The organism is Janthinobacterium sp. PLB04, assembly GCF_021165895.1.
In the GTDB taxonomy this organism is placed as follows: domain Bacteria; phylum Pseudomonadota; class Gammaproteobacteria; order Burkholderiales; family Burkholderiaceae_D; genus Janthinobacterium; species Janthinobacterium lividum.
Genome location: NZ_CP088968.1, coordinates 2,761,926 through 2,784,954, shown reverse-complemented (window position 1 = coordinate 2,784,954; position 23,029 = coordinate 2,761,926). Strand labels below are relative to the sequence as shown.

23 protein-coding genes and 2 tRNA genes are annotated in these 23,029 nt (G+C 62.5%); 10 read left to right on the top strand and 15 right to left on the bottom strand.

The features are described 5' to 3' along the window. Nucleotides 1-174: 174 nt before the first annotated feature. Complete coding sequence (locus tag LSO07_RS12405) at nucleotides 175-2,409, top strand: TonB-dependent siderophore receptor (RefSeq protein WP_191909655.1); 2,235 nt, start codon at nucleotides 175-177, stop codon at nucleotides 2,407-2,409. Between the two features lie 15 nt (nucleotides 2,410-2,424). On the opposite strand, the gene LSO07_RS12400 is transcribed toward LSO07_RS12405, so the two are convergent. Next, entirely contained in the window at nucleotides 2,425-3,186 is a 762-nt protein-coding gene (locus LSO07_RS12400; protein ID WP_151094478.1) for a nucleotidyltransferase domain-containing protein, read from the bottom strand. A gap of 106 nt (nucleotides 3,187-3,292) precedes the next feature. Here LSO07_RS12400 and LSO07_RS12395 point away from each other — a divergent pair, with 106 nt between their 5' ends. The 3 genes from LSO07_RS12395 to LSO07_RS12385 all read left to right on the top strand — a co-directional run bounded on the left by LSO07_RS12395 (nucleotide 3,293) and on the right by LSO07_RS12385 (nucleotide 5,994). Further along, nucleotides 3,293-3,859: a methylated-DNA--[protein]-cysteine S-methyltransferase gene (locus LSO07_RS12395; protein ID WP_092610646.1), complete on the top strand. Its 567-nt coding sequence runs from the start codon at nucleotides 3,293-3,295 to the stop codon at nucleotides 3,857-3,859. Between the two features lie 59 nt (nucleotides 3,860-3,918). After that, a complete protein-coding gene (locus LSO07_RS12390) occupies nucleotides 3,919-4,293 on the top strand; it encodes a DUF1294 domain-containing protein (RefSeq protein WP_034786011.1) in 375 nt (124 codons plus the stop codon). A 732-nt stretch (nucleotides 4,294-5,025) separates the two neighbouring features. Next, nucleotides 5,026-5,994, top strand: coding sequence for an IS1595 family transposase (locus LSO07_RS12385; protein WP_151094475.1), 969 nt, complete (start codon nucleotides 5,026-5,028; stop codon nucleotides 5,992-5,994). Between the two features lie 8 nt (nucleotides 5,995-6,002). On the opposite strand, the gene LSO07_RS12380 is transcribed toward LSO07_RS12385, so the two are convergent. Next, nucleotides 6,003-6,725 (bottom strand): hypothetical protein, encoded by a 723-nt coding sequence (locus tag LSO07_RS12380; RefSeq protein ID WP_151094472.1) that lies wholly within the window; start codon nucleotides 6,723-6,725, stop codon nucleotides 6,003-6,005. Nucleotides 6,726-6,890: 165 nt separating this feature from the next. Between LSO07_RS12380 and LSO07_RS12375 the strand changes: the two genes are divergently transcribed. Together LSO07_RS12375 and LSO07_RS12370 are read left to right on the top strand one after the other, a co-directional pair. Further along, nucleotides 6,891-7,070 carry a hypothetical protein gene (locus LSO07_RS12375; protein WP_034786014.1) on the top strand — a complete coding sequence of 60 codons (180 nt, stop codon included), beginning with the start codon at nucleotides 6,891-6,893 and terminating at the stop codon, nucleotides 7,068-7,070. Between the two features lie 89 nt (nucleotides 7,071-7,159). Continuing rightward, nucleotides 7,160-7,408, top strand: coding sequence for a hypothetical protein (locus LSO07_RS12370; protein ID WP_139144250.1), 249 nt, complete (start codon nucleotides 7,160-7,162; stop codon nucleotides 7,406-7,408). A 62-nt stretch (nucleotides 7,409-7,470) separates the two neighbouring features. Here the strand turns inward: LSO07_RS12370 and cydX are convergent, their stop codons facing one another. The 5 genes from cydX to cydD all read right to left on the bottom strand — a co-directional run bounded on the left by cydX (nucleotide 7,471) and on the right by cydD (nucleotide 13,846). Then, complete coding sequence (cydX, locus tag LSO07_RS12365; RefSeq protein ID WP_070258990.1) at nucleotides 7,471-7,596, bottom strand: cytochrome bd-I oxidase subunit CydX; 126 nt, start codon at nucleotides 7,594-7,596, stop codon at nucleotides 7,471-7,473. Between the two features lie 22 nt (nucleotides 7,597-7,618). Next, nucleotides 7,619-8,773: a cytochrome d ubiquinol oxidase subunit II gene (gene cydB / locus LSO07_RS12360; RefSeq protein ID WP_099393239.1), complete on the bottom strand. Its 1,155-nt coding sequence runs from the start codon at nucleotides 8,771-8,773 to the stop codon at nucleotides 7,619-7,621. A gap of 13 nt (nucleotides 8,774-8,786) precedes the next feature. Then, on the bottom strand, nucleotides 8,787-10,364 hold the full coding sequence (locus LSO07_RS12355; protein ID WP_099387367.1) for a cytochrome ubiquinol oxidase subunit I: 1,578 nt from the start codon (nucleotides 10,362-10,364) through the stop codon (nucleotides 8,787-8,789). Nucleotides 10,365-10,478: 114 nt separating this feature from the next. Then, nucleotides 10,479-12,161, bottom strand: coding sequence for an amino acid ABC transporter ATP-binding/permease protein (locus tag LSO07_RS12350; RefSeq protein WP_151094469.1), 1,683 nt, complete (start codon nucleotides 12,159-12,161; stop codon nucleotides 10,479-10,481). Further along, nucleotides 12,158-13,846, bottom strand: a complete 1,689-nt coding sequence (gene cydD / locus LSO07_RS12345; protein ID WP_151094466.1) for a thiol reductant ABC exporter subunit CydD — start codon at nucleotides 13,844-13,846, stop codon at nucleotides 12,158-12,160. Before cydD ends, LSO07_RS12350 begins: the two co-directional genes overlap by 4 nt. Before the next feature lie 139 nt (nucleotides 13,847-13,985). Here cydD and LSO07_RS12340 point away from each other — a divergent pair, with 139 nt between their 5' ends. The 3 genes from LSO07_RS12340 (at nucleotide 13,986) to LSO07_RS12330 (ending at nucleotide 15,754) form a co-directional block, all read left to right on the top strand. Beyond that, nucleotides 13,986-14,537 carry a GbsR/MarR family transcriptional regulator gene (locus LSO07_RS12340; protein WP_170909696.1) on the top strand — a complete coding sequence of 184 codons (552 nt, stop codon included), beginning with the start codon at nucleotides 13,986-13,988 and terminating at the stop codon, nucleotides 14,535-14,537. Nucleotides 14,538-14,847: 310 nt separating this feature from the next. Continuing rightward, complete coding sequence (locus LSO07_RS12335) at nucleotides 14,848-15,414, top strand: PEP-CTERM sorting domain-containing protein (RefSeq protein ID WP_225317284.1); 567 nt, start codon at nucleotides 14,848-14,850, stop codon at nucleotides 15,412-15,414. A gap of 160 nt (nucleotides 15,415-15,574) precedes the next feature. Next, nucleotides 15,575-15,754 carry a hypothetical protein gene (locus tag LSO07_RS12330; protein WP_034786023.1) on the top strand — a complete coding sequence of 60 codons (180 nt, stop codon included), beginning with the start codon at nucleotides 15,575-15,577 and terminating at the stop codon, nucleotides 15,752-15,754. A gap of 83 nt (nucleotides 15,755-15,837) precedes the next feature. Here the strand turns inward: LSO07_RS12330 and LSO07_RS12325 are convergent. From LSO07_RS12325 to LSO07_RS12300, 6 genes are all read right to left on the bottom strand, one after another. After that, nucleotides 15,838-15,912 (bottom strand) — tRNA-Arg (locus LSO07_RS12325). A 94-nt stretch (nucleotides 15,913-16,006) separates the two neighbouring features. Continuing rightward, nucleotides 16,007-16,083, bottom strand: a tRNA-Pro gene (locus LSO07_RS12320). An 82-nt stretch (nucleotides 16,084-16,165) separates the two neighbouring features. Next, nucleotides 16,166-17,503, bottom strand: coding sequence for a phosphoglucosamine mutase (glmM, locus tag LSO07_RS12315; RefSeq protein WP_099387364.1), 1,338 nt, complete (start codon nucleotides 17,501-17,503; stop codon nucleotides 16,166-16,168). 40 nt (nucleotides 17,504-17,543) lie between these two features. Next, the gene (gene folP, locus LSO07_RS12310; protein WP_070279803.1) at nucleotides 17,544-18,377 is read right to left on the bottom strand and encodes a dihydropteroate synthase; all 834 of its coding nucleotides are present in this window, start codon (nucleotides 18,375-18,377) and stop codon (nucleotides 17,544-17,546) included. 103 nt (nucleotides 18,378-18,480) lie between these two features. Then, nucleotides 18,481-20,364: an ATP-dependent zinc metalloprotease FtsH gene (gene ftsH, locus LSO07_RS12305; RefSeq protein ID WP_034786027.1), complete on the bottom strand. Its 1,884-nt coding sequence runs from the start codon at nucleotides 20,362-20,364 to the stop codon at nucleotides 18,481-18,483. Between the two features lie 202 nt (nucleotides 20,365-20,566). Then, the gene (locus tag LSO07_RS12300; protein WP_034757436.1) at nucleotides 20,567-21,250 is read right to left on the bottom strand and encodes an RlmE family RNA methyltransferase; all 684 of its coding nucleotides are present in this window, start codon (nucleotides 21,248-21,250) and stop codon (nucleotides 20,567-20,569) included. A 42-nt stretch (nucleotides 21,251-21,292) separates the two neighbouring features. On the opposite strand from LSO07_RS12300, the gene LSO07_RS12295 reads away from it, so the two are divergent. Next, nucleotides 21,293-21,763: a YhbY family RNA-binding protein gene (locus LSO07_RS12295; RefSeq protein ID WP_010397237.1), complete on the top strand. Its 471-nt coding sequence runs from the start codon at nucleotides 21,293-21,295 to the stop codon at nucleotides 21,761-21,763. Between the two features lie 212 nt (nucleotides 21,764-21,975). Here LSO07_RS12295 and LSO07_RS12290 read toward each other — a convergent pair whose 3' ends face one another. Both LSO07_RS12290 and greA read right to left on the bottom strand, forming a co-directional pair. After that, the gene (locus tag LSO07_RS12290) at nucleotides 21,976-22,419 is read right to left on the bottom strand and encodes a DUF4149 domain-containing protein (RefSeq protein WP_170846433.1); all 444 of its coding nucleotides are present in this window, start codon (nucleotides 22,417-22,419) and stop codon (nucleotides 21,976-21,978) included. Continuing rightward, nucleotides 22,419-22,895, bottom strand: coding sequence for a transcription elongation factor GreA (gene greA, locus LSO07_RS12285; RefSeq protein ID WP_034757428.1), 477 nt, complete (start codon nucleotides 22,893-22,895; stop codon nucleotides 22,419-22,421). The genes LSO07_RS12290 and greA overlap by 1 nt, the downstream gene beginning before the upstream one ends. Between the last annotated feature and the right edge of the window lie 134 nt (nucleotides 22,896-23,029).

The following is a 23,029-nucleotide window of genomic DNA, read 5'->3' as shown; positions in this document are numbered from 1 at the left end:
CGAAAGTGACGGGAATCGCGCGCCCTTCTTTTCCACTGCCCGACCGCGCCGGGCCTTGCGGTGGAACTGCTATCCAAGCCAGACCACGGGCCAGCATCACGCCATCCCCCCAGCTACTGTGCACCTCGCCAGACGAGATAGGAAAACACACGACTACAATATTCCAGGACAATGATGCAATCGACTACCGTATTTTCTTCTTCGCACCAGCCCGCCTTGCGCCCCCTCCCCCGCCTGCTGCACATCGCCCTGCTGAGCCTTGCCGCCGGCGTGGTCCTGCCGGCACAGGCTGCCGACGCCGCTGCGGCCGACGTCACCATGCCAGCCGTCACCGTGCTGGGCCAGTCGACGGCTACCACGGAAGGCACGCAGTCATACACGGCGGGCGAAGCGCGCAGCGCCACGCGCATGGACCTGTCCTTGCGCGAAACGCCGCAATCGGTCAGCGTCATCACGCGCCAGCTGCTCGACGACCTGGGCGCCGTGCGCCTGGACCAGGCGCTGGCACAGACGACGGGCATCCAGGTGGGACAGAACGATACGGAGCGCACGACCTTTTATGCGCGCGGCTTCGGCATCGACAATATCCAGATCGACGGCATGGCGCGCGGCGGCAATGCGCCATTGCAAGACACGATCCTGTACGACCGCATCGAGGTCGTGCGCGGCGCCACCGGCCTGATGGGCGGCACGGGCGACCCGTCGGCCACCATCAACATGATGCGCAAGCGGCCGACGAAGGAATTCCAGGCCAGCGCCGGCCTGATCATGGGCCGCTGGGATGATCAGCGCGTCGAGGCCGACCTCTCCACGCCGCTCAACGCGGAGGGCAGCGTGCGCGCGCGCACAGCCCTGGCCTGGCAAAAACGCGATTCCTACCTGGACATGTATCACGAACGCAAGACGGTGGGCATGGTCATCGTCGAGGCGGACGTGCGCCCCGGCACCCTGGTGACGGCCGGCGTCGATTTCCAGGACAACAAGCCCACGGGCGCCACCTGGGGCGCCGTGCCGTACTGGAACGCAGATGGCAGCCTGGCCAATTTGCCGCGCAACACCAGTTTCACGACGCCATGGAGCACCTGGGCCAACAAGCAGCACACGCTGTTCACATCGCTGGACCAGCGCCTACCCGGTAACTGGAATATGCACCTGGGCTATGCGCGCACGGAAAGCACGAACCGCACCACCGTCGCCTATGCGGGCGCGGGCCATCCCGACCCGGCTACCGGTGAAGGCATGCGCCTGTGGACGGGCGCCTGGGGCGCAGGCAAGAAGAACAGCGACAATTTCGACGTGTACGCCAGCGGTCCCTTCACCTTGCTGGGACGCAAGCACACGGCCATCGTCGGCTGGAACGGCGGCAACCAGCGCTCGCGCTCGCTGGGCGGCGAAGCGGAAATCAATTACCCGGACTTCATCCCCGATTACCGCAGCTGGACGGGCAACATCCCCCGCCCCGTGTTCCACCCTGACGGCTCGCACACGGAAACCGTGACGCGCCTGGCGGGCGGCTATGTGGCCACGCGCTTGAGCCTGGCCGACCCGCTGCACCTGATCATCGGCGCGCGCAGCAGCACGTACCGCACGGATACGCGCAACTACGATACGCGAGGCGTGCACACGGACAATAGCGACTTCGTGGAAACGCGCAATGAAGTCACGCCGTATGTGGGTGCCGTGTTCGATATCAACAAGCAATTTTCGGCCTACGCCAGCTTCACGCAGCTGTTCAACCCGCAATCGAGCAAGGACCGCAACAACCAGTTCCTGGCGCCGGAAACGGGCGACAATGCGGAACTGGGCATCAAGGGCGAATTCTATGAAGGCAAGCTGAATGCATCGGCCGCCCTGTTCCACACGAAGAAAAAGAACCTGGCGGAACTCGACCGCACGGTGCCGCCCGGCTTTTTGCTGCCCGACGGCGGCCAGGCCATGGTGGCCAATGGCGCCGGCGTGACGGCCAAGGGCGTGGAATTCGACGTCTCCGGCCAGATCACGCCCGCCTGGGAAGCGAGCGGCGGCTATACCTACCTGCACGCGGCCGAGGCCGATGGCCGCCGCGCCGCCACCACGCAACCGCGCCATTTGCTGCGCCTGGCCACCAGCTACCGCTTCGACGGCAGCCTGGCTGGCCTGAAAGCGGGCGCCAGCATGACGGCGCAAAGCGCCACCTACAGTGAATCGTGGTACGGCCGCCCGCCATCGGGCACGATCACGGATATCCCGCAGGCCGGCTATGCACTGGTCAACGCCATGGCCAGCTATGCGCTCAGCAAGCATGCCAGCGTGCAGTTGAACGTGAATAACTTGCTCGATAAAAAGTACTACCGCAACGTGGGCTTCTTCGACGGCGTGTTCTGGGGCGAACCGCGCAACATCAGCCTGGCCGTGCGCACGGCGTTTTAAGCGGGCTGCAGTGCGTCAACCTGCCGGCGCGCTGCGCCAGTGCGCGGGCGCCAGCAAGATAAAGCCATCGAGCAAGGGGCCGCCGACCGGCGCCAGCACGGCGGCGGCAACCTGCCCGAACGCATGCTGGCCGGCCGGCAAGTCGGCCGCCACCAGGCGCAGAGCGCCATCGAGTTGCCCGGCGATATAGGCGTCGAACGCCAGCAGGCGGCGAAACAGGTGCTTGCCCTCGCCGCTCCACTGGCCCGCCGCGCGCAAGTGCAGGTCGGCCAGCGCCGGATACAACTGGCAGGCAACGGTCAGCGCCTCGCCCGGGTGACGGCTGTCGACCAGGTCTTCCAGCGAGGTGGTGATGGCGTAGCGGCGCCGCTGCAAATTGTCCGCATCGAGCACGGGCGGCCCGGCGGCGGCGATGGCTTGCGCCAGCGCCAGCAGCTGCGCGTGCTGCGGCCCGGGCGCGGCGATGTTCTCGCCTTCCAGCACCATCCTCGCCAGCGGCACCGTGCCGCCAGGTGCATCGATTTCCTTGCAAAAATACGTGAACGTGGCCACGTCATGCGCGAACAGTTCCACCGTGCGCCCTTCGGCCACGATGGTCGAGCGCCAGGCGCAGTCGACGTGGTCGAACAGCAGCAGCAAGTCGATATCGGAACTGGGCGTCTGCCGGCCCGTGGCGAACGAGCCGCCGATGATGGCCGCCACGGCCGTGGGATATTGCTGTCGCACCAGCCGCGCGGCAATCGCGCGGATATCGTCATAGGTAGGGATCGTCGTCAAAGCACATTCTCCGGGCCGAAAAAGGTTATCCTACACGCGATCGTGCAGACGACATGCACGCTGCCGCCATCCTGCTAAACTGGCGCCATCTGATCAAGGAACAAACATGGAATACGACTGCATCGTGGTGCCCTCGCCCGTGGGCGAGCTGACCCTGGTGGCGCGCGGCGCGGCCCTGACCGCCATCCTGTGGGAAAACGACAAGCCCAACCGCGTGCGTCTGGGCGCGATGCGCGTCGATGACAGTTGCCCCGTGCTGCAGGAAACGGCGCGCCAGCTGGCGGAATATTTCGCCGGCACGCGCCAGCAATTCGACGTGCCGCTCGATTTTGCCGGCACGCCTTTCCAGCAGGAAGTGTGGCGTGCGCTGCTGACGATACCGTACGGCCAGACGCGCAGCTATGGCGAGATCGCGCGCCAGATCGGCCGTCCCGCCGCCGTGCGCGCCGTGGGCGCCGCCAACGGCAAGAATCCCATTTCCATCATTGCCCCCTGCCACCGCGTCATCGGCGCCACGGGCGAGTTGACGGGCTTTGCGGGCGGCCTGCATGCCAAGGAAACCTTGCTGGCCCTGGAAGGCATCGCCCTGTCCAGCGACCGCGAAGCGCTGAAAACGGGCCACGCCCGCCGCCGCGCCGTGCACATCGATACGGCGCAAGGCTGTTTGTTTTAAGCTGCAGCATCGCTCCCCTTGTGGGATACTCACGCCCCCCGCTCAAGCAAACACATCATATGCCCTACCTTGTCATCCTGTTCTTTGTTGTTCTGTATTTACTGGCCACTTTCTTTTTCCACATTCCCGCCCTGGTCGCCCTCGTGTATGGCGTGCTGAGCCTGAGCTGTTTCGTCGCCTATGCGATCGACAAGTCCGCCGCAAAACAGGGACGCTGGCGCACGCCGGAACGCACCCTGTTGCTGCTGGGACTGTTTTGCGGCTGGCCGGGCGCCGTACTGGCGCAGCAATGGCTGCGCCACAAGTCCAGCAAGCGTTCATTCCGCATCGCGTTCTGGATCACGGTCGCCATCAACATCGGCGCTTTCGTGTATTTCAGCATGCATTACGCGGCGCCCGATATCGGCACCGAGGTGGCGCCGATCGAACTGTAAAACTGCCCGGCTTCTCGCTCGTAGAACACCGTTGTCCAGAAGCAGTTCCACCCGCTAAGATGTAACAGTTATTGCAGTGCATTGTTCGTGAAAAGATCGCCTGTCAGAATATCAATATATACGATATTCAACCCCATTCATCGACACGGGAAAGCCCTTTTCAAGCATGCGTACCTTGCAATTCCACAATTCCTTCTTGTCACGCCTTGTTGTGGCGATTTGTTTCGCCATCAGTCTGGCCGGCTGCACCAGCTATCGCTTTATCCCCCCGGACTCCGACGCGGGCCGTCAATGCGTGACGAGCTGCGGGACCAATCAACAAATATGCATCGCAGGCAAAGAGCAAGTTGCAGCGGCCCAGGTACAGGCTTGTGAGATGAGGAACGTCAGTACCGTCTCCATTTGCCTGGCAGTTGCGAAAACAGATGCTGACCGGGAACTGTGCTCGAAGAAACGGCAATATTGTTCCGCCAACACAGCTGGAACGTGGCAATGCGAGGCAGATTACAGAGCGTGCTATACGCAATGCGGTGGCAGAATCGAGGAGAGTGAATAAAGTATCGAAAGGCTGATGCCGCCACACGAGACGCCGCTGTGGCTACCGCGCATCACGAGGCATGGCGGGTTTGATTCAATATTATTGGCTCTGTCATCGGTAAATAGGGGAACTGCCGGAATCTTCCCTTGGCAGTGCTGTCTGACTCTGCATAGCCACCATGCAGGGAGCAGATCATGCAGCCAGCCGAATGGATCAGCTTTATCGCGCAGTTTGCGCAATTGAACCGACGCCAGCGGCAGGCAGGAATGCTCCTGCTGCTTGGCAACGCACCAGACGACACGACTATCGCGCTGCTGGAAAGTGTGGCGCAGCCGCGCTTTGCCTGTCCCGCCTGCCACTCGCCTCACCTGCACCGGCATGGCCATGCGCACGGCCTGCAGCGCTACCGCTGCGTGCCTTGCGGGCGCACCTTCAATGCCTTAACGGGCACGCCGCTAGCCCGCTTGCGCCACAAGGCGCTGTGGCTCGAGTATGCCGATTGCCTGCTGGGCTCGAGGTCGGTGCGCCAGGCCGCGCAGCAGCTGGGGTTGCACCGCAACACCACTTTTCGCTGGCGCCACCGCTTTCTCAGCGTAGCCAGGACGGACCGGCCGCACGGTTTGCATGGCATTGCCGAGGCCGATGAGCTGTATGTACTGGAATCGGAAAAGGGATCCAGACAGATGACGCGTCCGGCCCGCCGCCGGGGCGGCCATGCCCGCCAACGCGGCATTTCCAATGAACAGGTCTGCATCCTGGTGGCGCGCGACCGCACAGGCCAGACCCTCGATTTCGTCACGGGCAAAGGGGCGCTGACGAAGGCGCAGCTGCACCGTTGTTTATTGCCCGTCATCGACAAGGATGTTCTGCTGGTAACGGATGGCAATGCCGCCTACCGGGCATTTGCCAGGGAAGCGGGCATCAGCCACCAGGCCGTCAACTTGCGCGCCGGCATCCGTGTGCAGGGTGCCGCCCACGTGCAGAACGTCAATGCGTATCACAGCCGCTTGCGGCAATGGCTACGTCCCTTTCACGGCGTGGCGACGCGCTACCTGCCGAACTACCTGGGATGGCGCTGGATACTCGACGCCAGGCGCATCCGTTCGCCAGAAACGTTATTGAAAGCAACGCTGGGAGCATTCCCACATCTGACGGTGACATAGCCATATTATTACTCGCCCAGCAAGCGCAGCGATTCCAGCCAGTCCGCCTTCCATTCGCGCAGCAATGGTTGCGTGGCGAAGGCCTTCTTCAGGTGCGCCATCGGCACGCGGTGCACATCGTGCAAGCCGAACGCCAACGTCACCGGATGCCACAGGTGGCTGTTCTTGCCGCCGCGCGAATTCTTGCGCACGCGTGCGCCATCGTCGCCAAAGATGCCCACGCCGCTGGCCAACCCCTTGTCCAGGTCGATCTTGCCCACGCCGGCAAAGGCAATCAAAATCTGCTCGCGTCCCAGGCCCTTCAAGGCGCTGGGCAAGACCACCGGCGCCGCTTTTTCAGCTTCGGCCGGGTCCGGCTGTGGATGCTGCAGTTCCTTGAGCAAACGCAACAGATCGCGCTCCTGGAAGTGCAAGCCATCGACCGGCACGCGCAGTCCCGGCGCCTTCAGCTCAATGGCGATGTTGCCCGAGTCGCGCGTAAAGCGCAGCCACACGTCATCGGCGCCCGAGGCCAGGTGCTCCTTGTCGCCGATGAACACGACGGGTGCCGCATAGCGCGTCACGCCGTCATGGAACAGCTCGGCCCATTCTTCGCTGTAATCGAGCCAGACGTAGGGCAAGCCGCCCTGCTCCAGCAAACGTGCCAGGGTCCAAGGCGTGCCCGTCTGTTCAGCCAGCCAGGCACAGGCGTCAATGGCGGTGGCGCGGTACGGCAAGGAAAGGGAGGTCATGGCGGTTCCGTCGATAAAAGTGGAGCGCAGTGTAGCAGACGCCGCCATCATCCCCGTCGGCAGGCGCAGCGGGCGCGCCTTTTTTGCGCGATGTGCTAGGCTGGAAGCATCAGCACGCGCCACGGCCATTCCGGCCGCCTGGCGCACCACCGCAAGGGGATCATCATGCATTCGAGCACCAACGCCGCCACCGCACCCGCCCCGCCACCGGAGCGCGATTCGCCCACGCCGGCCAATGAAAGCCATGCGGAGGAAGCGCTCGATGAAGCACTGAAGGAAAGCTTTCCGGCCAGCGACCCGATCGCCATTGCCACCCCAAAACCGGCCGGCAAGACGCCCTCCTGAAGGCATCTCCCCCATCAGCCACCCTTGCGGTGGCTTTTTTTTGCCGAAACTGAATCCGGCCGCCCCGCCCGCGCGTACATGGCTATGCCATGACGAATGAAGTTGCCACGCGGGAAGGAAAAGCCATGCAGCATTACAGCAAAAAGACGGATCCCATGGATCAGCGCCTGTATCTGGCCCAGCGCATCGACCGGGCCGGTGCACGCCTGCAACGCTTGCACGATGCGGCAGAACGGGAACGCTGCGCGCAATGGATCACGGCCTGGGCCGTGGCGGCGGGCGCCGATGCGCCGCGCGGCATGAAGCTGCGCATCCGCGGCGAATTCATTTTGCTGTGATAAAAGTAAAAGCCCCGCCCGATGCATGCGCACGGGGCGGGGCCAGTCTAGCCGACACCTTCCTATTTCGGCGTGTCGCGGTACTGCTCGGGCGTCGTGTCGCCATCGGCGATTTCATACCACATCGCGTTGAGCACGGCGAAAGTCGCCGCCAGCGGAAGTCCCAGTATCCAGGCGAAATACCACATAGTTATATCCTTTCGTTAATTCTTAGTAGGCGTGACCGCTCTCGTCTTCAATTGCTTTTCCATCAACCTTACCCCACAGCACTTTATATACCCACGTCGTGTACGCCACGATGAGGGGAATGAAGACGGCCGTGACGACCAGCATGATGAACAGGGTCATGTGGCTGGACGAGGAATCCCACACCGTCAGGCTGGCGCGCGGGTCGATCGACGATGGCAGGATGAACGGGAACATGGCCGCGCCCACGCCAAGGATGATGCCGGCGACGCCGGCCGCGCTGGCCAGCAAGGCCGGCACTTCGCGGCGCGCACGCTGGAAGGCGAACGCCAGCAGCGGGCAAAGCAGGCCCAGCGCTGGAGCGATCCAGGTCCACGGATGGGCGGCAAAATTGAGGAACCAGGCACCCACGTGGACTTCCGCCGTTTTCAGCATCGGATTCGACGGACCGTCGACCACCACCGTGCTGCTGATGCGGTAGCCATCGACCCACAGCCACAGGGCCACGCCGGCCAGCGCATACAGCACCACTGTCGCTATCGCCGCCACGCTGCCGTAGCGGCGCGCCCGTTCGGCCACGGCGCCATCCGTTTTCAGCTGCAGCCAGGTGGCGCCGTGCATCACCAGCATGGCGACCGAAACGAGGCCGCACAGCAGGGCGAACGGGTTGAGCAGCGCAAAGAAGCTGCCGTCATAGAAGATGTGCATGTCTGGCGAGAAACGGAACGGCACGCCTTGCAGCACATTGCCGATGGCCACGCCGCAGATCAGGGCCGGCACGAAACCGCCCACGAACAGGGCCGCATCCCAACGGGCGCGCCAGCGCGGATCTTCGCGCTTGCTGCGGAATTTGAAGGCCACGGGACGCACGATCAGCGCCACGAGGATGACGAACATGGCCAGATAAAAGCCCGAGAACGAGACGGCGTACAGTTGCGGCCAGGCGGCAAAGATGGCGCCGCCGCCGAGGATCAGCCACACCTGGTTGCCCTCCCACACGGGACCGATACTGTTGATGACGACCCTGCGTTCCAGGTCCGTCTTGCCGACGAAGGGCAGCAGGATGCCCGTGCCCAGGTCGAAGCCGTCCGTGATGGCAAAGCCCACCAGCAAGATGCCGATCAGCAGCCACCAGATCAGGCGCAGTGTTTCGTAAGAAATCATTTCATGCAAAATCATGGTCTGGCCCTCCTTAGGCGCGTTGAGTCTGAATGGCAGCGGGGGCTGGCACGGGGGCCGGCGCCTTCTCTTCCGGCCCCTTGCGGATGGCCTTGAGCATGAGCTTCATTTCGATAATCAACAGCACCGTGTAGATGGCGGCAAAGCCGGCAATCGTGATCAGCAAGGTCGAGGCACCGAGGTTCGATACGGCCACGGCCGTTGGCAGCACGCCTTCGATCACCCACGGCTGGCGGCCCACTTCGGCCACGATCCAGCCCGCCTCAATGGCCACCCACGGCAGCGGGATGGCGAACACGGCCAGTTTCAGCAGCCAGCGGTGCTTGTCCAGGGTGCGGCGCGTCGACAGGATGAAGAACGTACCAGTCAACAAGATAAAGAACATGCCCAGGCCCACCATCACGCGGAAGGACCAGAACAGGGGCGCCACGGGCGGCACGGTATCGAGCGCGGCCTTGCGGATCTGCTCGGGCGTGGCCTGGCGCGGGTCATCCACGTAGCGTTTCAGCAGCAAGGCATAGCCCATGGACTGGCCTTTCGACTCGAACATGTCCTTCGCCTCTTGCGGCACGGGGCTGCCTGGCGCCACGCCGCGGATGGTCTGCAGCGCGTCATACGCCTTGATGCCATCCTTGATCAGCAGCTCGCCGCGGTCGACCAGTTGCTCGATGCCAGGGATTTCCGTCGTCAGCGAACGCGTGCCGATCAAGCCCATCACCATCGGGATATGCACGGCGTAATGCGTTTCGCGCGCTTTCGCGTCAGGGAAGCCGATGGCCGTGAATGCGGCCGGGGCTGGCTCCGTGGTCCACATGGCTTCAATCGCGGCCAGCTTCATCTTTTGATGTTCGGACGACAGGTAGCCGCTTTCATCACCGAGCACCACCACCGACAGCGAGGCGGCCAGGCCGAACGAGGCGGCCACCGTCATCGAGCGCTTGGCCAGCTGCACGTGGCGGCCCTTCAGCAGATACCAGGCAGAAATACCCAGCACGAACACGGCCGCGGCCGTATAGCCGGCAGACACCGTGTGCACGAATTTCGCCTGTGCCACGGGATTCGTCAGCACGGCGCCGAAATCCGTCACTTCCATGCGCATGGTTTGCGGATTGAAGGCCGCGCCGACGGGATTTTGCATCCAGCCGTTGGCGATCAGGATCCACAGGGCCGAGAAGTTCGAGCCGATGGCCACCAGCCAGGTCGTGACCAGGTGGCCCCGCTTCGACAGCTTGTCCCAGCCGAAGAAGAACAGGCCGACGAAGGTCGCTTCCAGGAAGAAGGCCATCAAGCCCTCGATGGCCAGCGGCGCGCCGAAAATGTCGCCCACATAATGGCTGTAATAGCTCCAGTTCATGCCGAACTGGAATTCCATGACGATGCCCGTCGCCACGCCCATGGCGAAGTTGATGCCGAACAAGACACCCCAGAACTTGGTCATGTCGCGCCAGATGGGGCGGTTCGTCATCACGTAAACCGTCTCCATGATGGCGAGGATCACTGACAGGCCGATCGTCAGCGGAACAAATATAAAGTGGTACAGAGCTGTCAGCGCGAACTGCAGTCTGGATAAAGCGACAATATCGAAGTCCATATGATTTCCTTGGTGTTTCCCTACTGTAATTGTAAACTTGGTATCTATCTGATGCGATTCGATTGGTTCCGCTGCCTTCAGGCTGGCCTGCGGTACCGCCTGTCTCCGTTCTTGTTAATCCCCCCGCAAGCCCGCCAGGGCCGCTTCGAAGCCATCCGTGCCGCGCCGCAGCTCTTCGACGATGCGGCCGTCGCGGATGCGCAGCAGCCGGTCCGCCAGCGCCGCTTCGCGCCGCAAGTGGGTTGCGATCAGCAAGCTGCGCCCTTCGCTGCGCATCCGCAGGCGCTGCAAGACGTCGCTTGCCGTCCCCGCATTCAGCGCTTCCGTCGCTTCGTCGAGCAGCCACAAGGTCGACTCGTGCAGGAACAGCCGCGCCAGCGCCAAACGCCGCGCCTGGCCGCCCGACAAGCCCAGGCCGCCCTCGCCCAGCATGGTGCCCAAGCCGTCCGCGAAGGCCCGCACTTCGTCGTCCAGGCCGGCCGCCTGTAGCGCTTCCCACAGGCGTTCATCGCTGGCGGACGGATCCGCCAGACGCAGGTTGTCGCGCAAGCTGTCCTGGAACAATTCCGTCTTCTGCGTAAACAGGCAGGCGCGCGGCGCGGCTACCGTGCCCGACAGCGGTGCCAGCTCGCGCGCGGCGATGGCCAGCAAGGTCGACTTGCCCGCACCGCTGGGGCCGATCAAGGCCACGCGCTCGCCGTCCGCGATGTGCAGCGATACGTCATGCAAGATGGCCACATGGCTGCCCGCATGCGCGGCGCTCACGCGTTCCAGGCGCAAGCCCGGCGCGGCATCCACGGGCGGCACCGCTACGTCCCGTCCAGCCAGGCGCGGCGCCAGACGGCGCATGGCCAGCAGCATGCGGCCCGCTTCCAGCGCGCCGCGGCGCAGTCCCGCAAACGGTTCCACGGCCGTCAGGGCGATCAGCAGGGCCAGGGCCGCCAGCGGCACGTTCAGCGCCTGCTGCTCCAGCAGCGCGGCCACGGCCAGCAGCACGCCAGCCAGGGTCGCACTGCCCGCCACGCCATACGCGGCGCCGGCAGCCGTCTCCAGGCGCAGCAGGGCAAAATCGGCTTGCGCCAGCGAGCGGTCGATCTGCGCCAACGCCGCGCATTGGGCGTCGATGCGGCCCGCCATCACCAGATCCGTCTGGCCCGCCACCAGGTCGATGGTGCCCGAACGCAATTTTTCAATGGCGCGCGAACGCACGATGGCGGGACGGCGGGCGCGCTGCGCGACGATCCAGCTGATGCCCCCGCCGGCGGCCAGCAGCCATGCGGCCAGGCCCAGGCCCAGCTGCCACTGCATCACGCCCAGCGCCACGCCGGCCAGCAAGGCCGCGCACAAGGCCGTGAAGGCGGGCACCAGCAGGCGCAAGTACAGCGATTCGAGCGCATCGATATCGGCCGTCAGGCGGAACAGCAGCTTGGCGGGCTGGCGCAACAGGCGGCTGGCCGCTTCCGGGCGCGACCAGCCGCGGAACAGCCGCACGCGGATGCTGGCCAGCGCGGCGAACGTGGCGTCGTGCGTAACGAGGCGCTCCGCATAGCGCGAGCCCGTGCGGCCAATGGCCAGCAGGCGGATGCCGGCCGACGGTCCGAACACGTCGAACAGGATCGCGGTGCAAGCATGCAGGCCGGCGATCGAGGTGGCCGTGATGAACCAGCCGGACAAGCCCAATAAGGCCATACCGGACACCGCCGTCAGGGCCGCCAGCAAGGCGCCGCCGATCAGCTTGCCGGGCTGGGCCAGCAGCAACTGGCGCAGGACGGGGTTGCGTATCAGTGAATTTTTCATGCCTGCTGCTCCTGTACCAGGACTCGGGCATCGACCTGCACCGTGCGCTGCAGGCGGCCAGCCAGTACGGGGTCGTGTGTGGCGACGATCATCGTCTTGCCTTTCGCCAGTGCCAGCAAGGCATCCGTCACGCGCGCCGCCGTTTCGCTGTCCAGGTGCGCCGTCGGTTCATCGACCAGCAGCAGGTCGGCATGCGGATGCAGGGCCACGCGGGCCAGGGCCAGGCGCACGGCTTCGCCGCCGGACAAGCCCTGGCCGCCATCGCTGAGCATGACGGCCGGCTGCGCCTGCGCCACGGCAGCCAGGTCGGCCAGGTGCAGGGCCTGCGTCACTTGCGCGGCATTCGCGCCAACGCGGCCCAGGGTCACATTCTGGCTGACGGACGCGGCAAACACGTGCGGGCGCTGCCCCATCCAGGCCATGCGCTGGCGCAAGGTATTGACCGTGCTGTCGGTCAGGCGCACGCCGCCGATGCGGATCTCGCCGCCGCTGGCGGGCAGCAAGCCGGCCAGCAAGGATAGCAAGGTGGTCTTGCCGGCGCCGCTGGCGCCCAGCAGGGCCACGTGCTCGCCGGCAAGCACCTTCAAGTCGAAACCGTCGAACACGGGGGCCTCGCCGGGATGGGCAAAGCGCAATTGCCGGAGCTCCACGGCGGGCGGTGCCGCCACCGCCATGGCGGCGGCGGAGACGGCGGCAGGCAGTACCTGCGCGCCAGGCAGGGGCACGCCCTCGCCCGCCAGGTCATGCAAGCCGGCCAGGCCCGCTTCGCCGGCTGCCTTGTCATGCCAGACGGCGGCCAGTTCGCGCAAGGGCTCGAAAAACGCCGGCGCCAGCAGCAGGATGAACAAGCCCTGCCCCAGGTTCAGTTCCCGGCCCCAGGTGCCGAAATTGATGCTGCCCAATAAGGAGAAACCGATAAACGCCGCCACCATGGCCACTCCCAGCGCGGAAAACAGTTCCAGCACGGCGGACGACAAAAAGGCGATGCGCAGCACCACCATCGTGCGCCGGCGCACGGATTGCGACGAGGCGTCCAGCCGTTCAGCCGTGGCGTCGACGGCGTCGAGCGCGCGCAAGGTGGCCAGGCCGCGCAGGCGGTCCAGCAGAAATGCGTTCATGCTGCCCATTTCCACCATCTGTGCGCGGCTGGCAGCTTGCGCGCCCATGCCGACAAGGGCCATGAAGACGGGGATCAGGGGCGCAGCGATGAGCAGGATCAAGGCGGCGATCCACGACAGCGGCGTCACCACGGCGAGGATCACGAGCGGCACGAGCATGACTTTCCAGCGTGCCGGCTTGTAGCGCACCAGATACGGCACGATGGCTTCGGCCTGTTCGGCGATGATGCTGGCCGCCTGGCCCGACTGGGCGCGCTGGCGGTCCAGCGGCGAACGCTGCGCCAGCGCTTGCGCCACTTGCGCGCGCAAGGTCGACAGGTGCTCGCGCGCCGCCGCATACATGCGCCGCGCGCCCCACGCTTCGCAGCCGGCGCGCAGCACACCCAGCAGCAGCACGCCAGCGGCCGGCAGCAGGGCCGCGCGCCAGGGCGCACCGCCCTGCATGGCTTGCACGGCCCAGGCCAGCAAGGCCGCTTGTGGCAGCCACAGCAAGGCGGCACCGCCCTGCGCCAGGCTGGCGATACGGGGAAGAATAAAGCGGGGCAAGGACAAGGGCGTGGTCGGCATCTTCTATACTTCTTGAGTTTTCAGAATTTTCTGTAAATTCGATATTTTGTATAATACTGCGAAACATGACATATATCAATTGACCCTGCGGGTGTGGCGTGAAAAAATTCAGATAATTATGAAAACTCAACATATCCAAATGACGCCGCTGATCCTGACCTTCGTCAGCCATTTTGGCGAGATGGGCAGCCGCTGGGGCTTTAACCGTACGGTGGGGCAAGTGTACGCCTTGTTGTTTGTCGCGGAGCATCCTTTACACGCGGATGAAATCGCGGAACACCTGAGTTTTTCACGTTCGAACGTGAGCATCGGCCTCAAGGAATTGCAGGGCTGGGGCTTGATACGCCAGTCGCGCATTCCCGGCGACCGGCGCGAGTATTTTTCCTCGCTGGGCGATGTGTGGCAAATCTTCCGCGTGGTGGCCGCCGAGCGCCGCCGCCGCGAAGTGGCGCCCACCCTGACGGTGCTGCGCGAATCGCTGCTGGCGCCGGCCACGGAACCCGTGGACCAGTATGCGCAAGAGCGCATGCGCGAAATGTATGAATTGGTCGACCTGGCCAACACCTGGTTCGACGACTTGCAGCGCCTGTCGCCCGAATCGATGGCGCAGCTGATGAAAATGGGCGCCAAGGTGCAAAAGCTGCTCAACGCCAAGGATCGCCTATTTGGCGTCAGCAACAACAGCGACTGACACTCCCCCCTCCCTTCCCCAAGGCAAGACGCCGCCGGCACAAACTGGCGTCCTTGTCACGCCATTTCCCAACCTCATGGTGGCTATCGCTGGCACAGCCAAACATAGCCATATACGATGTTGTCAAGCCAACCAATAGAATTATTAAAATTGTATTAATTTATATCAAGAGTAAGCTTTCATATGCGTATTCACTACGCGCAGGAAATAGGTAAAAGCAGCTAAAAACGGGCAATGGGATGACTTCCCCGGCATGCAGGGACGCGTCCCGACACCATGAAGCGACTGTCTCAAGCACAAGGGGATTTTCATGAAAAGCATAAAGAGCATTGCCATCAAGGCATCCATGCTGGCCGCAATGACTGTACTGGCAAGTGCGGCGCAAGCGGCCACCTGGGTGGATGTGGGTCCGGCCAGCGGTTTCGTCATCGCCGGCAGCACCGTCACCTATTCACCATCGCCGGCACTGCAGGTGAAATATTATGACGATAACCTGGTACCACAGAGTCCCTCGGACATCCAGGGTTATATCAATGGCGTGTTCGGCACCAGCCTGGGCGCCGCCGTCTCGTATTGCGACAACGCCACTTCGGGCTGCACTGCCGGCACCACGGCAGGCTTGAGTGGCGGTGTCAATTCCTATACGAGCGCGGCCGCCTATGACTACCTGGCCATCCACTTCGGCAAAGGCGAACTGGTGTTCCACTGGGCCGCTCCCGTGGCTGCCGGCACTACCTTCACGGTGGCGGGCCTGCCCAAGGATCTGAGCAATTACAGGGCCTTCATTTCCGCCGTGCCGGAACCTGAAACCTATGCCATGCTGCTCGCCGGCCTGGGCCTGCTGGGCTTCCTGGCACGCCGCCGCCAAGGAAAGTAAACAGCATGAACGGCAGCGGCGCACCAGCGCCTGCTGCCGCCCTCCACACGCGCGGCCTGTTTACGCCGCACTTGCGGCGCCACGCCCACTGTTTACACTATTTTTAGACTCCCCTCGCTATGCTTGGCGGCATCCACTGCCGACCGACGAGGAAGTCCTCATGCATGAACAACCGTTTCAGCCACGCGCACGCAAGGTGCTCCGCCAGCACCTGCCCGTGCGGGAACGACTGCGCCTGGCCCGACTGGCCAACAGAAAAATCATTTCGGCATGCTCGGCGCTGCTGTGCGCGGCGCCACTGCTGTATTTGCTGAGCGTGGTACTGTTTGCGCAGCCGTGAGCAGCTGCGCGAAAACCGAATGGAGGGAAAGAGGAGCTGCGTTGCGGCAGCTTGCCGCCGCATGATCGTGGCCAGTATGAAACTGGTCCGCCCAGAGGGAATCGAACCCCCATTCACGGTTTAGAAGACCGTTGTCCTATCCGTTGAACGATGGGCGGAGAGGTGCAGTATTTTAATCCATGCGCGCCAGCAATGAAATGCCAGCGCGGAATAGAAAACGGGCTGTCATTTCTGACAGCCCGCTTATGACTTTGGTCGGAGTACAAGGATTCGAACCTTGGACCCCCTGGTCCCAAACCAGGTGCGCTACCGGGCTGCGCCACACTCCGAAGACAAGATAATAACGCCCCCACCCAATTTCGTCAATTGCCATAGACGAATTAGATGGAAATAACTATCGGTTCCTGCCTGTCACGCGGTCACTTTATCGGCGATGCGGCGCGCCATCGACTCGGCCTTCTCCTTGTCTTTCGCTTCCACCATTACGCGGATCAGCGGTTCCGTGCCCGAAGCGCGGATCAGCACGCGGCCCGTGTCGCCCAGCTCGGCCTCGACCAGTTCCTTCTCGGCCACCATGGCGGCATTTTTCTGCCAGTCGAAACCGGGCGCCACGCGCAGGTTGATCAGGGTTTGCGGGAACAGCACCAGCTCGGCGAGGCATTGCTGCAGGCTTTGGCCGCTGCGCTTGAGCGCGGACAATACTTGCAGCGCGGAGACGATGCCGTCGCCCGTCGTGTGCTTGTCCAGGCACAGCAAATGGCCGGAACCTTCGCCGCCCAGGATCCAGCCTTTTTCCTTCATGACTTCCAGCACGTAGCGGTCGCCCACCTTGGCGCGCGCAAAGCCGATGCCCTGCTGCTTGAACAGCACTTCCAGCGCCATATTCGTCATCAAGGTGCCGACGGCACCGGCCACGGCGCCTGTCGCCAGGCGGTCCTTGACCATGACGTACAACAACTCATCGCCGTTATACAGACGCCCGGTGGCGTCGCACATGATCAGGCGGTCGGCGTCGCCGTCAAGGGCGATACCGAGGTCCGCGCCATGCTCGACGACGGCTTCGGCCATGGCCTTGGTTGCCGTGGCGCCGAAGCCCGCATTGATGTTGAAGCCGTCGGGCTTGTTGCCGATGGCGATGACTTCCGCGCCCAGTTCATGGAAGACGTGCGGCGCGATATGGTAGGCGGCGCCGTGCGCGCAATCGACGACGATCTTCAGACCGCGCAAGTCCAGCTCGTTCGGGAAGGTGCCCTTGCAAAATTCGATGTAGCGGCCCTGGGCATCATCGAGGCGCTTGGCGCGGCCCAGCTTGTCCGACGGCACGCAAGCCATGGGTTCGTCGAGCGCCGCTTCGATTTCCAGTTCTACGCTGTCGGGCAGCTTGGTGCCCTGGCCGGAAAAGAACTTGATGCCATTGTCATGATACGGATTGTGCGAAGCGGAAATGACGACACCGGCCGACAGGCGCAGGGCCCGCGTCAAATAGGCGATTGCCGGCGTCGGCATGGGGCCGGCCAGCATCACATCCACGCCTGCGGCCGACAGGCCCGCCTCCAGCGCCGCTTCCAGCATGTAGCCGGAAATGCGCGTGTCCTTGCCGATCAGCACCGTCGGACGGGTCTTGCCGCCTTGCGACTTGGCCAGCACCTTGCCGGCAGCATAGCCGAGGCGCATGACGAAATCGGGGGTAATCGGCGCCGTGCCCACCAGGCCACGAATGCCATCAGTACCAAAATATTTACGCGTCATAGTATTTCTCTTTTTGTTGTTTATAATGAATCTTACAGGCTCAGTGCGCCATGCGCCAGACCTTCAGTGCATCGACGGTTTCAGCTACATCATGCACACGGATAATTTCCGCACCTTGTGCTACCGCAGCAAGCGCACCGGCAACACTGCCGGCCAGACGCTGCTCGACGGGGCGTCCCGTGACGGCGCCGATCATCGACTTGCGCGACAGGCCGGCCAGCACAGGCAGGTCCAGTTCGCTGCGCAGCTGGCGCGTGGCGCGCAGCAAGGCATAGTTCTGTTCCACCGTCTTGCCGAAGCCAAAGCCGGGATCGACGCACAGGCGTTCGCGGTCGATGCCGGCCGCCGTCATCGTGTCGATGCGTTCGCGCAGGAAGTCGATGACTTCGCGCACCACGTCTTCGTATTGAGGCTGGTCCTGCATGGTTTGCGGCACGCTTTGCATGTGCATGATGCACAGCGCGCAATCGCTGTCCCGCACGGCGTCGATGGCGCCGGTCGCGCGGAAACCGTTGATGTCGTTGATCATGTCGGCGCCCGCCAGGATGGCTTCGCGCATCACTTCCGGCTTGTACGTATCGACGGACAGGGGCTTGCCGCAGTCGCGCAAGGCGTACAGCACCGGCATGACGCGCTGCAACTCATCCTGCAGCGGCAGCGGCGGCGCGCCGGGACGGCTCGATTCGCCGCCGATGTCGATGATGTCGACACCGTCGAGTATCATCTGCTCGGCGCGCGAAATGGCAAACTCCAGGTGTTGATACTGGCCCGCATCGGAAAACGAGTCGGGCGTGATGTTCAGGATGCCCATCACCAGCGCTTGCGTGCCCTGCAGGTTGAAGCCGAAACGGCCGAATTGCAAATAGTGTCGCATGTGAATCTTTGTAGTCGTCAGGAAAATCTGGCGCGCCAACGAAAAAGGGCAAGGATTGCTCCTTACCCTTTTGATTGCGCGCCGCCGGTCGGGGCGGCCGTTATCAGGCTGGTGCCGTCACGTTTGGCGAGATGCCGCCCGTGCCGCTATCACCGCCCGCATTGCGGCGTGGCGGGATGACTTTCGGTGGACGCGGCTCCAGGCCGGCCATGATGTCGTTGATTTGCTCTGCATCAATGGTTTCCCATTCCAGCAAGGCTTTGGTCATCATTTCGACCTTGTCGCGATTGCTTTCCAGCAAGGTGCGCGCCAAAGCATATTGCTTGTCGAGAATGTTGCGGATTTCAGCATCGACCTTTTGCTGGGTCGCTTCCGAGATCGTCTTGGTGGCGCCACCGAAGAAACCTTCGTTTTCGCTGTCTTCGTAGACCATCACGCCCATGCTGTCGGACATGCCGAAGCGGGTCACCATGGAACGGGCCAGCTTGGTGGCACGCGAGAAGTCGTTCGACGCACCGGTGGACATTTGTCCCACGAAAATCTCTTCGGCGATACGGCCGCCGAACAGGATGGAAATTTCTTCCAGCATCTTGTCCTTGTAGGCGGACAAGTTGTCGTGTTCCGGCAGCTGCCAGGTCAGGCCCAGGGCCCAGCCGCGCGGCATGATCGTGACTTTATGCACGGGATCAGCCTTCGGCAGCAACTTGGCAACGACGGCATGACCGGACTCATGGTAAGCCGTATTGCGACGCTCTTCCTCGCGGATGATCATCGATTTACGCTCTGGACCCATGTAGATCTTGTCTTTCGCGTCTTCGAAGTCAGCCATTTCCACCAGGCGCTTGCTGCGGCGCGCGGCAAACAGGGCTGCCTCGTTGACCAGGTTGGCCAGGTCCGCGCCCGAGAAACCAGGGGTGCCGCGGGCCAGGATATCGGCTTTCACGTCGGTACCGATAGGTACTTTGCGCATGTGCACGTTCAAGATCTGCTCGCGGCCGCGGATATCGGGCAAGCCGACGGACACCTGGCGGTCGAAACGGCCTGGACGCAGCAAGGCTTTGTCGAGTACGTCGGCGCGGTTGGTGGCGGCCACGACGATCACGCCGGAGTTCGCTTCAAAACCGTCCATCTCGACCAGCAACTGGTTCAAGGTCTGTTCGCGCTCGTCATTGCCGCCGCCCATGCCGGCACCGCGGTGACGGCCGACAGCGTCGATCTCATCGATGAAGATGATGCATGGCGAATGCTTTTTCGCGTTTTCAAACATGTCGCGTACGCGGCTGGCGCCCACGCCGACGAACATTTCCACGAAGTCGGAACCGGAAATCGAGAAGAACGGCACCTTGGCTTCGCCAGCGATGGCGCGCGCCAGCAGGGTTTTACCCGTGCCCGGAGGACCGACCATCAGCACGCCGCGGGGAATGCGGCCGCCCAGTTTCTGGAATTTGCTCGGATCCTTGAGGAAGTCGACCACTTCGTTGACTTCTTCTTTCGCTTCGTCGCAACCGGCGACATCGGCGAAGGTGACGGTGTTGCTGGCTTCATCCATCATGCGCGCCTTCGACTTGCCGAACGAGAATGCCCCGCCCTTGCCGCCGCCTTGCATCTGACGCATGAAGAAGACCCAGACGCCGATCAACAGCAGCATGGGGAACCAGGAAACAAAAATAGTTTGCAGGAAAGACGCTTCCTCGGGCGGACGCACATCGAAATGCACGCCATTGTCGCGCAGGTCGCCGATCAGGCCCTTGTCGAGGCTGGTGGCGGTGGTACGCACCTTGGTGTCGTCCATCAGCTTGGCGGTGATCGACGAACCTTCGATCACGACATCCTTGACGCGCTTGGCTTTGACTTCATCCAGCAAATCGGAATAAGCGATGGCCTTGCTGCCGCCTGTGGCGCCATGACTGTCGAATTGCTTGAACAGCATGAACAACAGCAGCAATACGACTACCCAGATGGCAGATTTGGAAAACATGTTATTCACGAAGACTCCTTGGATGCAGTGCGCATCTCTTTACCTATAGCTAGAAACACGATTTTACTCGCAATAAGCGGGCCGTGCCAAAGCCCGCCGATCCGTGCGCGCGAAAAAATCGCGTTCACGCAAAAAAATGCAGTATAAACAATTTAGGCTTTTATGCCATCAGACGCTACTGCACTTCTCGTTCCCATGTGCGGATTCCCGCTTAAATATCAAGGGCGGAATCATCTTCTTCCACGGCATTTTTCAGCGGATTCTTGATTCCACGGCCCATCAGGAAGATTTCCGACGATTTATCGCGGCTGGCCTTGGGCTTTTTCTGCACTACAACCTTGAATTCGGCGCGGAATTTCTCCACGATCTGGCTGAAACCCATGTCTTTAAAGCATTTCACCAGCAGCACGCCAGACGGCTTCAGGTGCAATTGCGAAAATTCGATGGCCAGGTCGATCAAGTGCTCCATGCGCGCGGCATCCGCCGTGGCGATGCCCGACAGGTTGGGCGCCATGTCCGACAGGACCAGGTCGACCTTGCGGCCCTGCAACACCACTTCCAGCTGGCGCAGCACGCGCGCTTCGCGGAAGTCGCCCTGGATGAAGTGGAAATCGGCGATCGGCTCCATTTCCAGCATGTCCAGGCCAATCAGGGTACCATTGACCCCGCCGCCGTCCTTGCCGGCCAGCTTGCGCCGCGTGTACTGGGCCCAGCTGCCGGGAGTGCAACCAAGGTCGACAATCACCTGGCCAGGTTTGATCAGTTTCTCGTCTTCATCGATTTCTTTGAGCTTGTATGCTGCCCGGGCGCGGTAGCCCTCTTTTTGCGCCAACTTCACATAAGGATCATTTATGTGGTCGTGCAACCAGTTTTTGTTTAATTTCTTCTTTGCCATTCGCGTAGAATACTGCTTTTAAGGGAATTACTAAATATTATTATGCTAAAACTTACACCCGTAGAGCGCAGCGCACTGCGCGCCGAAGCACACGCGCTGAAGCCTATCGTCATTATTGGCGAAGCGGGCTTGACACCTGCTGTCCTCAAAGAGATCGACCTTGGCCTGGATTCGCACGGCCTGATTAAAGTCCGCGTGTTCGGCGACGACCGCGAAGCGCGCGTCGGAATGTACGATACGATTTGCGGCAATCTCGGCGCCGCCCCGGTACAACATATTGGCAAACTGCTGGTAATCTACCGTCCGAAAAAAGAAGTGGTTAAGGAGAAGGTCAGCGCCGGCAAAGGCATGCGCGAAGTGACCATCGTCAAGGCCAGCGCCAGCGGCACCAAGCGCCCGAGCGTGACGAAAGTCATGATCAAGGGCAATGAGCGCGTTACCGAAGGCGGTTCCATCAAGCGTGCCAAGCCACGTCAGAAAAGCGCCAAGAAAAGCGCACTGGGCAGCAAGTAAGCCTGTTCACCCGGCAACCGCAAGGCGGCCGGGCTTGAAACAAGAAGCGGAGCACGGGATATTCCCTGCTCCGCTTTTTTTATTGCTATTACGATATTCACACGCCGGCGATTGTCGGATTACGCGTGGCCTGCGGCCTCGCTAATCCGACCTACGTATGTCATGTAGGTCGGATTAGCGCGCAGCGCATAATCCGACAACACCCGAGGCGATTACTGCTGCTTCCAGATCAGCACGCCCGCCAGCAAGCTCTGCACGGCAAAGATCAGGGTCGACACGCCATGCAGCATGCCGAAGCGGCTGCGCATGGCCTCGTCCATGATACCCGACGGCGCCTGCGCCTTGAGTTCGGCCATCAGGGGCGAGATGCCGAAATGGCTGAGCAGCGCGCACACCAGCATCGACAGCACCAGCGCTGCCAAGAGGCGCCGGCGCTTCAGTTCCAGCGCGCCGGGAGCCCATTGCAGCAAGGCCAGCAGCACCAGCGCACAGGCGATCGACAGCCAGGCCTCGGCGCGGAACATGCTGCCGGCAATATTGCCTGCCAGTACGCGGTCGCTCAGAGTGCCAAACAGGGTCGGCGCCACGATGAAGCCGATGGTCCACAGGCTGCCGGCCCACAGGGTGGCAACGAGGATGCGCACGCGGCCCAGCATCAGATGTACAGTACTTCCAGGATTTCGTATTCGCGCGGGCCGGACGGCGCCTGTACTTCCACCACGTCGCCGGCGTACTTGCCGATCAGCGCGCGGGCGATCGGGGACGTCACGGAAACCTTGTTCATTTTCAGGTCGGCTTCATCGAGGCCGACGATCTGGTACGTGACTTTCTGGCCCGATTCCAGGTCTTCCAGGTTCACGGTCGAGGCAAACACCACGCGGCCTTCCGCGTCGAGCGCGGTCGGGTCGATGATTTGCGCTGCACCCAGCTTGCCTTCGAGTTCGGCGATGCGGCCTTCGACGAAGGCCTGGCGTTCCTTGGCGGCATCGTACTCGGCGTTTTCCGACAAATCTCCGTGCGAACGCGCTTCGGCGATCGCATCGATGACGATGCGGCGTTCCTTGGTCTTCAAATGATGCAGCTCTTCTTTCAAGAGTTCTGCGCCGTATTTGGTCAATGGGACTGAGGTCATGTTATCTCTACTATCTGCTAGTTATCGGCGCCGTTGTCCGTGTTTTGCCACGGTTAACGGACTTACCAAGTGAAAACCACAGAGGCCGCGCGCTGCTCTGCACGGAACTCTGTGGTTGATAAGCATGCAGTGTA

Coding starts and splice junctions, on each gene's coding strand:
- LSO07_RS12405 (WP_191909655.1), top strand. CDS start 175: ATGCAATCGACTACCGTATTTTCTTCTTCGCACCAGCCCGCCTTGCGC.
- LSO07_RS12395 (WP_092610646.1), top strand. CDS start 3,293: ATGGAATACGACTGCATCGTGGTGCCCTCGCCCGTGGGCGAGCTGACC.
- LSO07_RS12390 (WP_034786011.1), top strand. CDS start 3,919: ATGCCCTACCTTGTCATCCTGTTCTTTGTTGTTCTGTATTTACTGGCC.
- LSO07_RS12385 (WP_151094475.1), top strand. CDS start 5,026: ATGCAGCCAGCCGAATGGATCAGCTTTATCGCGCAGTTTGCGCAATTG.
- LSO07_RS12380 (WP_151094472.1), bottom strand. CDS start 6,725: ATGACCTCCCTTTCCTTGCCGTACCGCGCCACCGCCATTGACGCCTGT.
- LSO07_RS12375 (WP_034786014.1), top strand. CDS start 6,891: ATGCATTCGAGCACCAACGCCGCCACCGCACCCGCCCCGCCACCGGAG.
- LSO07_RS12370 (WP_139144250.1), top strand. CDS start 7,160: ATGACGAATGAAGTTGCCACGCGGGAAGGAAAAGCCATGCAGCATTAC.
- cydX (WP_070258990.1), bottom strand. CDS start 7,596: ATGTGGTATTTCGCCTGGATACTGGGACTTCCGCTGGCGGCGACTTTC.
- cydB (WP_099393239.1), bottom strand. CDS start 8,773: ATGATTTTGCATGAAATGATTTCTTACGAAACACTGCGCCTGATCTGG.
- LSO07_RS12355 (WP_099387367.1), bottom strand. CDS start 10,364: ATGGACTTCGATATTGTCGCTTTATCCAGACTGCAGTTCGCGCTGACA.
- LSO07_RS12350 (WP_151094469.1), bottom strand. CDS start 12,161: ATGAAAAATTCACTGATACGCAACCCCGTCCTGCGCCAGTTGCTGCTG.
- cydD (WP_151094466.1), bottom strand. CDS start 13,846: ATGCCGACCACGCCCTTGTCCTTGCCCCGCTTTATTCTTCCCCGTATC.
- LSO07_RS12340 (WP_170909696.1), top strand. CDS start 13,986: ATGACGCCGCTGATCCTGACCTTCGTCAGCCATTTTGGCGAGATGGGC.
- LSO07_RS12335 (WP_225317284.1), top strand. CDS start 14,848: ATGAAAAGCATAAAGAGCATTGCCATCAAGGCATCCATGCTGGCCGCA.
- LSO07_RS12330 (WP_034786023.1), top strand. CDS start 15,575: ATGCATGAACAACCGTTTCAGCCACGCGCACGCAAGGTGCTCCGCCAG.
- glmM (WP_099387364.1), bottom strand. CDS start 17,503: ATGACGCGTAAATATTTTGGTACTGATGGCATTCGTGGCCTGGTGGGC.
- folP (WP_070279803.1), bottom strand. CDS start 18,377: ATGCGACACTATTTGCAATTCGGCCGTTTCGGCTTCAACCTGCAGGGC.
- LSO07_RS12300 (WP_034757436.1), bottom strand. CDS start 21,250: ATGGCAAAGAAGAAATTAAACAAAAACTGGTTGCACGACCACATAAAT.
- LSO07_RS12295 (WP_010397237.1), top strand. CDS start 21,293: ATGCTAAAACTTACACCCGTAGAGCGCAGCGCACTGCGCGCCGAAGCA.
- LSO07_RS12290 (WP_170846433.1), bottom strand. CDS start 22,419: ATGCTGGGCCGCGTGCGCATCCTCGTTGCCACCCTGTGGGCCGGCAGC.
- greA (WP_034757428.1), bottom strand. CDS start 22,895: ATGACCTCAGTCCCATTGACCAAATACGGCGCAGAACTCTTGAAAGAA.